The organism is Lentzea sp. NBC_00516, from assembly GCF_036346835.1.
GTDB lineage: Bacteria > Actinomycetota > Actinomycetes > Mycobacteriales > Pseudonocardiaceae > Lentzea > Lentzea sokolovensis.
Window position 1 is genome coordinate 4,600,960 of sequence record NZ_CP107840.1, and the last position, 13,267, is coordinate 4,614,226.

Below are 13,267 nucleotides of genomic sequence, written 5' to 3' on the forward strand. Positions count from 1 at the left end.
TCGGCTCCTCAGTCGGCCAGCGCGGGCTGGCGGTCGAGCGGCTTGGCTTCCGGCTCCGGCTCGTGGTCCGGGACGAGGGTCTCGACCTCGCGGACGTTGCGGCTGAAGAAGCCCGCGACACCGACACCCGCGCCGAGCACGCCGACGACCACGAACAGCAGCCCGATGCCCGAGCCCGGTCCGGTACCGACCAGCCAGCCGAACGTGTCGGCCAGCGCCGTGTCTCCGCGCATCGCCGGTTCCAGCACCTTGTCCACCAGCGGACCCGCCGCGGCGAAACCGATCGGGACCGACAGGTTCTCGAAGAAGTTGCGAGCGGCGAAGACGCGGCCCTGCACGGCGGGGTCGACCTTCTCCTGCCAGATGGTCTGCGCGAGACCGTCGATGAACGGGATGGTCAGCTCGACGAAGAACATCGCCGCGGCCCACGCGATCAGGCCGTCGCCGACGCCGTAGAGGATCCGGCCGACGATGCTGAACACCAGGATCGCGCCGAGCACCACCAGCATCTTCCGGCGCGGCGGCCGCATGAACGCGAGCAACGTGCCGCCGAGCACACCACCGACCGCGCCGATGCTCTGCACCAGGCCCAGCGTGCCCTCGTCACCCAGTGTGCGGGCCAGCACCAGCGGCACGATCAACGCCCACGCCAGCGCGGCCAGGAGGCTGATGGAGAACAGCACGACCTGCACGGCCAGCAGCGGCGGGCGTTCGACGATGTACCGGAACCCGAACACGCAGTCCTGCCAGAAGGTGGTCTTCTCGCGGTCCTGCCCCGGCACCGGCGGGATGGTCACCACGAGCACCGTGATGATCGCGGCCACGTAGGTGAGCCCGTCGACGAACAGGATCAGCTTGATGCCGGTCAGCCCGAGCAGGGTGGCGGCGAACGCCGGCGCGAAGATCACCGGGAAGCTCTTGACCGACCACATCATCGCGTTGGCCCGCAGGAACTTCCCCTTCTCCATCATCAGCGCGATGGTCGCCCCGAACGCCGGCCCCTGGATCGCGAGCAACGCGCCGGTCAGCACGTTGACGAGGTAGAGGTGCCAGAGCTCGGTCGAGTCGGTGAGGAAGAGCGCCAGCAGGATGAACGTGACGGCGATCGACCCGATCTCGCTGACGATGATCGACGTCTTGCGGCTCCACTTGTCGATCAGGCTGCCCGCGATCGGGCTGAACAGGACCGTCGAGCCGAAGCCGCAGAACATCATCAGCGCCATCGCCGTGGCCGAACCGGTGTGCTGCCACACCCAGATGCTGAGCGCGAAGTTCGTCATGCGGGTGCCGAGCGCGGACAGCAGCTGTCCTACCCACATGATCGTGAACGCGCCGAATCCCGAAGGCTTGGGCATTACCTCATCCTGTTCTGGTCAACGAGCCGGCGAAGCAGCTCTTCGATGTCGCCGAGCATCTGGCGCGCGGTCTCGGGCAGGTACATCTCGGTGCCGTAGTTCATCTCGACGCGGATCCGGCCGTCGACGAGCGATCCGACGACGTCGATCCGGCCGGGCCACACCGTTCCCCTGTCCTGCAGGACACCGAGTTCGGACTGGCACAGGTCGAACAGCTCGTCGGCGCTGGAGAGGTCGGTGAACCCGAACGCGCCGGCGTAGTTCACGGTCAGCTGCGGGTTCGGCGTCTCCAGGCGTTGCCGCACAGCGGGATCCGGGTTGTTGTAGCGGAGCAGGCCGTAGCCGATGCCGTTGACCGGCACCCGCCTGAGCTGGTCCGCGAGCGAGACGATCGCGGCCGTGTCGCCCGCGTCGGGCAGCGTGAGCCGGACCGGGTACATGACCTGGAACCAGCCGACCGTGCGGGACAGGTCGAGGCCGTCGAACAACGCCTCCCGGCCGTGTCCCGTGGTCGCGATCGTCCACTCAGGACTACCAGAACGGTCGGCTGCCATCCGCACGGACGCCCAGACCAGCAGGTCGCTCACACCGACCTGGTGTGCCTTGGCCAGCTCGCGCAGCCGCGCGGTGGTCTCGGCGTCGATGGTCGTGTGGATGTCCTGCATGACGCCGAACGTGTTGCGGCCGGGCAGGTCGGCGGTGATCTCCTCAGTTCCTGGCGCCTGGCGCTCCCAGTACTCCAGCTCCTCCAACGGCTTCGAGCCGCGGGCGTACTCGTCGATCTTCAGCGCCCAGTCCCTGAACGCCGTCGTCTTCGGCCCGAGGTCGGCCTTCCTGCCCGCGAGGACCTGGCGCAGCGCGTTCTGGAAGTCCTCCAGGATCAGGCTGCGGGAGATGCCGTCGGTGACCAGGTGGTGGCAGATGACCATCACGCGGTCGGGCTCGTGCCCGCCGAGTCCGAAGTGGACGACCTTGGCCAGCGGGCCGTCCGCGATGTCGAGCGTCGGGTGGACCTCGTTGAGGTGGTCCTCGATGGCCTGTTCGCGGTCGGTGGCGCCGGAGACGTCGAACGACACGAACGGCATCGCGCCCTCGGCCGGACCGTGCGAGGCGTGCCAGTCGATGCCCTCGCGCCGGAACCGCAGACGCATTCCGTCGTGGTGCTCGACCAGCGCGTTCGTGGCCTGTTCCAGCTGCTCCGGCGTGGCCGGGACGCGCAACTGGAGGTAGTAGGGGTGGTTGAAGTGGGCGGGCGCGACCATCGACGTCGCCAGCGCCTCGAAGAACCAACGCTGGGCACCGGTCGCCGGGAAGTCGCCCTCGACGGGTCCCTGGTCCGCGACCTGGTGTGGTGCCGCCGAAGCGCACAGCTCGGCGATCGTCCGCTTGGCGGTCAGCTGGGCGGGCGTGAACTTGATGCCGGCCTGGTTCGCGAGCCACACCACCTGGATCGCGGTCATCGAGTCACCGCCCAGCGCGAAGAAGTCGTCGTGGACGCCGACCTCAGACAGCTTCAGCACCTCGCACCACACGGCCGCAAGCGCTTGCTGCTCCTCGGACATCGGTACCCGCAGCAACTCGGCGATCGTGCGCTTCGCGGTGAGCTGGGCCGGGGTGAACTTGATCCCGGCCTGGTTCGCGAGCCACACCACCTGAATGGCGGTCATCGAGTCGCCGCCGAGCGCGAAGAAGTCGTCGTGGACGCCGACCTCCGACAGCTTCAACACGTCCTGCCACACGGCCGCGAGCGCGCGTTCCTCGTCGGTGCGCGGGGCTTCGGTCGTGCTCGTGTCCTCCGGAAGTTCGCCCGAGTGCACGAGCCGGGCGAGTGCGTTGCCCAGCACGACGTCCTGGCTGCCCTCCGCCATCAGCAGGTCGACGACGGACACCGCCGGGAAGCGCCGGGCGAGGCGGTCGGTCGCGTGACCGAACACACCGGGCCACGGCTTCTCGTCGCGCTCGGACGTGGCCAGCACCGCCAGCCCCGAGCCCGTGCGGCCGGTCCACCGCTCGATCGCCGAGCACAGCCGGGCGAAGGCGTTCTCGAACTCGCCGACGCCGCCGTCGAACAGGTCCTCCCACCGCAGCACCAGCGCGGTCGTCTCCCGTTCCACGCCGTCGAGCCCGGCCTCCGGGTCCAGCAACGGTCGTAGGACCTGACCTGCCGGCGTGGTGCGGACCGTCATCGGCAGGTCGAGCCTGTCCGCCCACGACGACAGCACCGGCAGCACACCGTCGAGCGGCCGCGACGACACGATGCTCATCGGGCAGCCATCCACAGTGGACTCGACCCGCTCCACGACGATCTGCGTGTCCGGTGCCTCGACCAGCTCGGTGAGCTGCGAGACGAACGACTCCAGCAGTTCGTCCGCCCCACAGGGGGTGAGCAGGTCGGCGCTGTACTCCAGGGTCGCGGCCAGTTCGCCGTGCTCGGTCGTCAGCGTGAGGAACAGGTCGAAGTCGAGGCTGGTGACCGGCACCTCCAGCGGCACGAGGTCGAGCCCGGGCCACGACATGGCCTCGTCGGGCAGGTCCGCGTAGTTGAACGCGCACTGGTAGACCGGGTGCCGCCCCTTCTGCCGCGGCAGCACGTGGGCGACGCTGGAGAACGGCACGTCGGCGTGCTGGTAGCCGTCGACCATCGAACGGTGCACCCGTTGCAGGATCTGCCGGAACGTCAAGCGTCCGGCCAGGTCCACGCGGATCGGCAGCAGGTCGGTGAAGCAGCCGATCAGGTGCTCGACCTCGGGACGCGGCCTGCCCTGCTGCGGCACGCTCAGCACGACGTCCGGCTGAGCGCTGCGGCGGTAGAGCACCACCGCGTACGCCGCGAGCAGCGTGGCGAACGGCGTGCTGCCCTCGGCGCGGGCCAGTTCCTTGAGCGCTTCCGCGACCTTGCCGGGCACTTCGGAGGACGTGCGGCGCGTCTCGTTGCGCTCGGGGCGGTCCGCCGGCACCTCCAGCTGTGACGGGGCGTCGGCGAGGTAGGAGCGCCAGTGGTTCAGGTGCGGTTCGAGCGCGTCCTCGGTGAGGAGTTCCTGCTGCCACGCCGCGTAGTCCGCGTACTGGACCGCCAGCTCGGGCAGGTCGCCCTGGGCGTAGCAGGTGGACAGCTCGGCGAGCAGCACGCCCCAGGACGTGTTGTCGCAGACGATGTGGTGCATGCCGAGCAGCAGGTGGTGCTCGTTCGCACCGGTCCGCACGAGCCGTACTCGCAGCAGCGGCCCGTTCTCCAGGTCGTACACGTGGTTCGTGTGCTCGACCAGGAACTCTTCCGGCGAGCCGACGGACTCGGGCAGCCAGCAGTCCATGTCCTGGTGCACGACCATGACGGGCCGGCCGTCCTTTTCGGCGAACGTGGTGCGCAGGATCTCGTGCCTGCGCACGACTTCCGCGACCGCGCCGCGCAACGCCGGCACGTCCAGCGATCCGCGCAACAGGACCGCGAACGTCGTGTTCATCCGGGTCGTGGTGGTGTCGAGCTGGGTCGCCGCCCACATGCGTTGCTGGATCGCCGACAGTTCCAGGGCATTGGTGCGGGAGACCGGCGACAGCGGATGCCCGGTCTCCTGCGGCTCGTCGACGAGCGCGGCCAGTGCCTCGACGGTCGGGTGGGTGAACAGCGCGTGCAGCGACACGTCGACACCGAACTCGGCGAACACCTTCGACAACAGCTGCGTCGCGAGCAACGAGTGTCCGCCCAGTGCGAAGAAGTCGTGCGTCACGCCGACCTCGTCGAGCTTGAGCACCTCCCGCCACACCTTGGCGAGCCGCTCCTCGGTCTTCGTGCGCGGCGCCACCGGAGGCGTGTCGATCGCGACGGCCCTGATGGCGGGCGCGGCGCGGTCGGACAGCGACGCCGGGTCGCCGAGCGCGGTCTCCAGCAGGTGCAGGCGATTCGCGCCGGGGTGCAGCTTGCGGGCCAGCAGGATCGCCAGCGCGGCGAACATCTCCTGCGTGTACGGGACGTGCCCGAGCTTGTCGGCCTGCGGGTCGAACGTGCCGCTGACCGGCAGTGCCTTGGCCCAGTCCGCGAACCACACGGCGTGCACGCTCTCGGTCTGGTCCGCGAGCACGGCCAGCCGGTCGTCGAGATGACCGAACGTCTGCTCGGACGGGCACACGACGAGGTACAGCGGTGCCTGCGACCGTTGCCGGTAGGCGGTGACCGCGGTCTCCAGGTCCTGCCAGTTCGCCTCGACGGCGTCGCCGTGCCGCCGCCAGTCCTCCCAGCGCAGCAGCACGACGTCGGCGAGCCTGCCACCGTCACCGGCGAGCAGGTGCCGCACGATCTGCTGGTAGGGCGCCAGTTCGACGTCGACGGGCAGCCGCAGCACACCGTTGAGCACGTCGAGGGGCTCGCGCACGGGGTCCGCGGTGAACGTGGCCGCGATCGAGATCCGTTCCCTGTTCCGCAGCGGCTGACCCGACACCAGCCCGGTCAGCACGGTGAGGAACTGCTCGCCCAACTCGCCGACGGTCTCGTCGAGGTAGAGGTCCGCGTTGTAGCCGAGGACACCGCGCAGCTCGCCGTCCACTCTGGACAGCACGACGAACAGGTCGAAGTCGGTGAGGCCGTTGTCGACCTCGAACGGGCTGAACTCGACGCCGCCCGCCATCCGTGCGGCCGGCGCCTCGGTGAGGCTGAGCATGGCCTGGAACAACGGGTTCTGGCTCGGGTCGCGCGGCGGGTCGACGGCCTCCACCACCCGCGCGTAGGGCGCGTCCTGGTGCGAGTAGGCCTCGCTGATGGCGCGGTGCGTGCCCCGGACGACCTCGCTCGCGTCACCGTCCAGATCGACCCGCAGCACCAGCATGTTCGCCAGCGAGCCGATCATCGTCTCCAGCTCTGGGCGCCCGCGGCCGCTCACAGGCATGCCGAGCAGCACCCGTTCCTGGCCGATCAGCGCCGCGAATCCGCTGAGCACCACGGCGTTCAGCGACACGCCGAGCTCACGAGCCCTCGCCGCCAGCCGCTCGGTCAGGTCCTTGGGGACGACGAAGTGGTGCCGTCCCCCGGTGTGCGTCTGGACGGCCGGGCGCGGCAGGTCGGACGGCACGGTGGACCGGGCAGGGCTGTCGGCGAGCTTCTCCCGCCAGTAGGCCAGGTGCTCGTCCATCACCTCGTCGGTCAGCCTGCGACGCTCTGCCGCCGCGTGACGACCGAACGACGTTGCCAAGTCAGGCAGCGTTTCGCCGCCGTAGTACGCGACGAGGTCGGCGCCGAAGACCTCTGCCGACGCCGCGTCGAACACGATGTGGTGCGCGGTCACCAGCAGGAGGTGCTCCTGCTCGCCGAGCACCACGAGCCGGAACGCCACCAGCGGGCCCGCGCTCAGGTCGAACACGTGCCGGGCGTGCTCCAGCGCGATCTCCTGGGCCCGCTCGGGGTTCTCCGACAGGTCGGTGACCTCGATGGCGATCGACACGTTGTCGCGAACCCGTTGCCGCAGCGCGCCGTCACGCTCGAAGAACGTGGTGCGCAAGGCGGAATGCCGGTCCACGACCCGGCCGACGGCCAGTTCGAGGGCGGTGCGGTCGAGCGGCCCGGTGAGCCTGAGCCCGAACGGGATCGCGTAGGCGGGGTTGCCGGGGTCGAGGCGGTCGAGGAACCAGAGCTGTTCCTGCGTGAACGACACCGGCTGCGAGCGGTCGGCGTTGCGCAGCCGCAGCGCGAGGAGTTGTCGCTGCTCTTCTGTCAGCGAGCTGGTCAGGTGGTCTGTCATGACTGGGAGATCTCCTGGGCGTCCCGCTCGCGGTCCAGTTCGGCCCGCAGCTCTTCCGGTGACATGTCGCGGATCTCGGCGAGCAGGCGGGCGAACTCGTCGTCCTGCGCCGGCGCGGCGTCAGCGCGCGACTGGTCGATCCTGGTGGCCAGCTTCGAGGGCGTCGGTGCCTCGAAGATCGCGGCCGCGGGCAGCGTGACGCCGAGCTCCGCCGTGATCCGCGCGAGGATCTGCGTGGCCAGCAACGAATGCCCGCCCAGCTCGAAGTAGTCGTCGTTCGGGCCGATGCGCGCGATGCCGAGCAGTTCCTGCCAGATGCCGGTGATCACGGCCAGGTCGCCGCCCACCGCGGTGTCGATCGCCTGCGGCAGCACCTCGATGACTTCGATCTCGCGCGGTGCCGTACCGGGAAGATCGACCCAGTGGCGTGCCCGCTCGAACGGATACTGCGGCAACGGAACCCGGCGCCTGCGTTCGTCCGCCGTCAGCGCACCGAGGTCCACCTCGGCACCGGCGATCCACAGCCTTCCGGCCGCGGCCAGCATCGTGTCGAGGTCGTGCTTGTCCTCACGCGGGTGCCGAAGCGACCCGAACGCCTTGGCACCGGCCAGGTCGTGCTGGCGGGCCAGGGTGGTCAGCACGTTGCCAGGCCCGACCTCCAGCACGGTGACCGAGTCGGTGAGCATCGCCCGCAGGCCTTCGCTGAACCGGACGGCGGCACGGGCGTGCCGTGCCCAGTAGCCGGGCTCGGTCGCCTCCTCCGCGGTGATCCACGTGCCCGACACGTTGGAGATGAAGGGAATCCGCGGCTCGTGCAGCTCGACCTGGCTCACCAGCGCGGCGAACTCGCCGAGCATCGGGTCGATCATCGACGAGTGGAACGCGTGCGAGGTGTGCAACCGCCGGCTGGTGACGCTCAGCCCCGCCTCGAACCGCTCGATCGCCTCGAACGTGCCCGCGACCGTGCTCATGTTCGGCGCGTTGCTCGCCGCCAGGCACACGCCCTGTGGCAGCACCAGGTCGTCGGCACCCAGCGGCACCGACAGCATGGCGCCCGCGGGCAGCGCGTCCATCAGTTCACCGCGTGCCGTGACCAGCTTCAGCGCGTCCTCCAGGGAGAACACCCCGGCCAGGCACGCCGCCACGTACTCGCCGACGCTGTGCCCGAGCATGGCGCTCGGCCGCACACCCCAGTGCTCCCAGAGCTTCGCGAGCGAGTACTCGACCGCGAACAGCGCGGGCTGGGTGTACTTCGTGCGGGTCAGCCGGTCCGCGTCGGCGAGCACCTCGTCCAGGTCGAACGGCAGCAGCGCGGCGCACTCGTCCAGCGCGGCGCGGAACACCGGCTCCTCGTCCGCGACCTGGGAGGCCATGCCGGCGTACTGGGAACCCTGGCCGGGGAACAGGAACACCACGTCCCGCCTGTCACCAGTGCCGATCCACGCCTCGGAGAGCGCGGTGGCGGCGGAGCCCGTGCTCTCCCCGCCGCACACGGCAGCGACCATCCGGTGCCTCAGCACCCGCCGCCCCGTCCTCAAGGTGTGCGAGACGTCCGCGAGCGACTGGCTGCTGGTGGCGAGGTGCCCGGCGAGCCGCTTCTGGCTCTCTTCCAGGGCCTTCTCGCTCGCGGCCGACAGCACCAGCAGGTGCCGTGACCTGCCCGGCGGCATCGGTTCGGGCGACGGCGGCTCCTCCAGCACGGCGTGCGCGTTCGTGCCGCCCATGCCGAACCCGCTGACCCCGGCCCTGCGCGGCCCCGATCCCGGCCACGGCATTGCCTCGCGGTTGACGAAGAACGGGCTGTTCTCCAGCCCGGTCTCGGGGTTGGGCGCGGTGAAGTACGGACTCGGCGGCACCACGCCGTTCTGGACGGCGAGCGCGGCCTTGACGAACCCGGCGACACCGGCCGCCGCGTCCAGGTGCCCGATCAACGCCTTGACCGACCCCAGCGCACAGGCCTCTGGCGGGCTGACGAACGCCTGTGTCAGCGCGGCCACCTCGATCGGGTCGCCGAGCGGCGTGGCGGTGCCGTGCGCCTCGACGTAGCCGATCGTCGACGAGTCCACTTCGGACAGGTCGTGCGCGGCCCTGATGACCCGGGCCTGGCCGTTCACGCTGGGCGCGGTGAAGCCCACCTTGTCCGCGCCGTCGTTGTTGACCGCGGTGCCCTTCACGACGGCGTAGATCGTGTCGCCGTCGGCCATCGCGTCCTCCAGGCGGCGCAACACCACGGCGGCGACACCGTTGCCCGCGACCACGCCGTGCGCGTCCACGTCGAACGGGAGGCAGCGCCCGTCGGCGGCGAGGATGCCGCCCTCGGTGTGCTGGTAGCCCTCGTGCACCGGCGGCCTGATCGACACGCCGCCGGCGAGTGCGATGTCGCAGTCGTGGCCCAGCAACGCCTGGCAGGCCACGTGGATCGTCACCAGCGACGACGAGCACGCCGTCTGCACGGTGATCGCGGGCCCGGTCAGGTCGAGGTGGTAGGCGACCCGGCTGGCGAGCGTGTCCTTGTCGTTGGCCAGCAGCAGGTCGAGCGGCTGCAACCCGCCCGGCACCGCGGGGTTGTTCCACAGGTGCCGCAACAGGTAGGTGTCGATGCTCGCCGACGCGTAGACGCCGACGTCCTGCCCGCCGCCGAGGTGCCCGGCGTGTTCGAGCGCGTGCCAGGCGCACTCCAGGAACACCCGCTGCTGCGGGTCCAGCACGGCCGCGTCACGCGGGCTGTAGCCGAACAGCTTGGCGTCGAAGAACTCGATGCCGTCCAGCGCGCCGCCCATGGGTACGAAACCCGGATCCGCGCGCCTTTCCACGGATACGCCCGCGGCGTCGAGCTCCTCGTCGGTGAAGCGGCGCACGCCGGTCTCACCGGCGAGCACGTTGGCCCAGAACTCATCCACAGTGGACGCTCCGGGGAAACGGCCGGCCATGCCGACGACCGCGATCTCCAGTCCGGTGTACTCGGTCACGACTTTCTCCCCCTTGCCAGCAAAGCCTTACGGCCGCCAACGGCCCGCGTCTCCACCTGACCGCTTCCGTCGAAGTGAGCTGCGAGCGCTCGAACAGTCGGATAGGTGAACAACGTGACCGTCGGCACCTCGCGTGCGAACAGCTCGGCCAACCTGCTCCGCGCCTTCACCAGCAGCACGGAGTTGCCGCCCAGGTCGAAGAAGTTGTCGTCGGCACCGACCCGGTCCATCCGCAGGACCTCGCGCCACACGTCGGAGATCGCGCGCTCGGTCTGGTTGCCGGCGGGCACCACGACCCGTTCGGTCCGCACCGACTCCGGCTTCGGCAACGCCCGGTGGTCGAGCTTCCCGTTGGGGTTGCGCGGAATCGTCGGCACCTCGACGAACGCCGAGGGCACCATGTACTCGGGCAGCCCGCGCCGCAGGTGTGCCCGCAGTTCCGAACCGTCGATCCGGCACCCGTCCGCGGCCACCGCGTAGGCGACCAGCCGCACGTCCCCCGGCACGTCCTCGCGAGCGATGACCACCGCCGCGCGCACCGAGGGGTGCTGGCTCACCGCGGTCTGGATCTCGCCCAGCTCGATGCGGTAGCCGCGCAGCTTGATCTGGTCGTCCATCCGCCGCAGGAACTCGACCTGCCCGTCCGGCAGGAACCGCGCGAGATCGCCGGTCCGGTACAAGCGCCCGTTGCTGAACGGATCGGACACGAACCGCTCAGCTGTGAGCTCCGGCCGGTTCAGGTAGCCGCGGGCGACCTGCACTCCGCCGAGGTACAGCTCCCCAGGCACCCCGACGGGCAACGGTTCCCGGTTCTCGTCCAGCACGTAGGCAGTGCTGCCCGTGATCGGGCGGCCGATCGGCAACGGGCTCTCCGTGCCGTCACACTCCGCCGCGGTGATCCAGATGCTCGCCTCGGTCGGTCCGTAGACGTTGATGAAACGGCGGCCCGGCGCCCACGCGGCGGCCACCTCGTCCGGGCAGGCCTCGCCGCCGGCCATCAGCGTGCGCAGGCCGGGCACCAGCGCCGGGTCGGTCAGCCGCAGCACGGTCGGCGGCAGGCAGGCCATGTCGACCCGCTGCGAGGTGATCGTGCGGGCCAGGTCGGGGCCGGGCTGCAGGTCGTGCTGCGCGGCCAGCACCACTGTGGCGCCCGAGCGCAGCGTGACCATGATGTCGGCGACGGACACGTCGAAGCTGAACGACGCGAACTGCAGCATCCGGTTGCCGGGGCCGATGCCGAGCATCCTGGCCAGTTCGTCCGCAAGGTTCACCACGCCCCGGTGCGGCAGCATGGCGCCCTTCGGCTTGCCCGTCGACCCGGACGTGTAGATCACGTACGCGAGGTCGTCCGGCTCCACGGTCCGTCGCAGGCGCGCATCCGGAACGCCCGAGAAGTCGGTCTCGTCCAACGGAAGCGTCGCCACACCGGGAAAGCGCCCGGCCAGCGCCGCCAGTGTCACGACGACGCGAAGGCCCGAGTCGGAGACCATGTAGGCCAGCCGATCCGCCGGGTACTCCGGGTCGAGCGGCACGTAGGCCGCGCCGGACTTGAGCACACCCTGTTGCGCCACCACGAGGTCCAGCGACCTCGGCAGGCTGATGCCGACGAAGTCGCCGCGGCCGATCCCGCGTGCCCGCAGCACGTGCGCGAGCCGGTTCGCCCGCTCATCGAGCTCGCGGTAGGTGAGCTGCCGGTCCTCGAACACCAGCGCCACGGCGTCGGGCGTGCGGTCGGCGGAGGCCTCGGCCAGTTCGTGCACCAGCACGCCGTCCAGCCGTGCGGAGGCCGGCGGGTTCCACTCGTCAAGGATCTGCACGCGCTCAGCACCGGTGATCATCGTCAGGCGGCCGATCGGGCACGACGGGTCGGCGAGACCGGCGGTGAGCAGCGTTTCCAGGTGGCCGAGCAGGCGACGCGCGGTCGCGGGCTCGTACAACGCGCTGTCGAACTCGAGCAGGCCGGTGATCCCGCCCTCGGTGGAGGTGACGCCCAGTTCCAGGTCCCACTTCGCGGTCCCGGAGTGCGACGCGACCCGTTCGACGGCGACACCGGGCAGCGCGAAGATCTCGTGCTGGCTGTCCTCCATGCCGACGATCGTCTGGATCACCGGCTGGTGCGCGGTGCTGCGCGGCGGGGCGAGGGCCTCGACGACCCGTTCGAACGGCAGGTCCTGGTGCTGCTGCGCGGCCAGTGTCGTGTCCCGCACCTGCTGCAGCAACGACCGGAAGCTCGCGGCGGAGTCCACACCGGACCGAATGGCGACGGTGTTGACGAAGAAGCCGATCGCGTTCTCGATCTCGGCCCTGCGGTTGCCGACGTTCGTACCGACCACGATGTCGTCCGCGCCGGAGTACCGGTGCAGCAGGACGTTCCACGCGGTCAGCAGCACCATGAACGGCGTGACGCGCTCGGCCAGGCAGAACGAGTCGAGCCGCTCCTTGAGCGTGGCGGGCCAGGCGAACTCGACGGCACCGCCCCGCATCTTCATCACGGCCGGACGCGGATGATCCGTCGGCAGTTCGAGCACCGGCGGTACCCCGGCGAGCTGCGAGGTCCAGTAGTCCAGCAGCCGGGTGCCGTCCGCGCCACCGAGCCACTCCGTCTGCCAGCGGCTGAAGTCCAGGTACTGCGTCGGCGCCGGGCCGAGGTCACGCGACTCGTAGGCGGCCCGCCACTCGGCGAACAGCAGCTGGGTGCTCCAGCCGTCGCAGACGATGTGGTGCATCGAGACGAGCAACAACGCGTCGGTCTCGTCGAACACCACCAGTTCGGCCCGCAGCAACGGCCCGTCCGCCAGATCGAACGGTTCCTGTGCGGCCTCAGCGGCACGAGCGACCGCGAAGCCGTCACGGTCGACGACGTCAACGTGGGTGACGACCAGCGAGAACTGCGGCTCCGGCAGGATCACCTGCCGCGGGTCGCCGTCGAGGTCGAGGAACACGGTCCGCAGCACCTCGTGCCGCCGGCCGATCTCCAGCAGTGCGTCCCCCAAAGCGGCGCTGTCCACGGTTCCGCGCAGCCGGAAGGCGTACGGCACGTTGTAGACGGGGCTGCCGGGGTGCAGCTGGTCGAGCAACCACAGGCGGCGCTGCCCGGACGACACCGGGTACACGCCGAAGTCCTCACCCCGTTCGGCGAGCTGCGCGAACACGGCCGCGCGCTTGTCGGGATCCAGCGCTTTCAAGCGCTGCAACACGTCCTGCACGATTTCCCCCT

At 70.2% G+C, this 13,267-nt stretch carries 4 protein-coding genes; all 4 read right to left on the reverse strand.

Features of this window, described 5'->3' with window-relative positions:
• Positions 1 to 8: 8 nt before the first annotated feature.
• The 4 genes from OG205_RS20005 to OG205_RS20020 are packed head-to-tail and all read right to left on the reverse strand — an operon-like array spanning position 9 to position 13,256.
• A complete protein-coding gene (locus OG205_RS20005) occupies positions 9 to 1,355 on the reverse strand; it encodes an MFS transporter (protein WP_330277750.1) in 1,347 nt (448 codons plus the stop codon).
• Positions 1,355 to 7,081: a condensation domain-containing protein gene (locus OG205_RS20010; RefSeq protein WP_330277751.1), complete on the reverse strand. Its 5,727-nt coding sequence runs from the start codon at positions 7,079 to 7,081 to the stop codon at positions 1,355 to 1,357. Before OG205_RS20010 ends, OG205_RS20005 begins: the two co-directional genes overlap by 1 nt.
• On the reverse strand, positions 7,078 to 10,050 hold the full coding sequence (locus tag OG205_RS20015) for a type I polyketide synthase (RefSeq protein WP_330277752.1): 2,973 nt from the start codon (positions 10,048 to 10,050) through the stop codon (positions 7,078 to 7,080). Before OG205_RS20015 ends, OG205_RS20010 begins: the two co-directional genes overlap by 4 nt.
• Entirely contained in the window at positions 10,047 to 13,256 is a 3,210-nt protein-coding gene (locus OG205_RS20020; protein ID WP_330277753.1) for a non-ribosomal peptide synthetase, read from the reverse strand. The genes OG205_RS20015 and OG205_RS20020 overlap by 4 nt, the downstream gene beginning before the upstream one ends.
• Positions 13,257 to 13,267 lie beyond the last annotated feature (11 nt).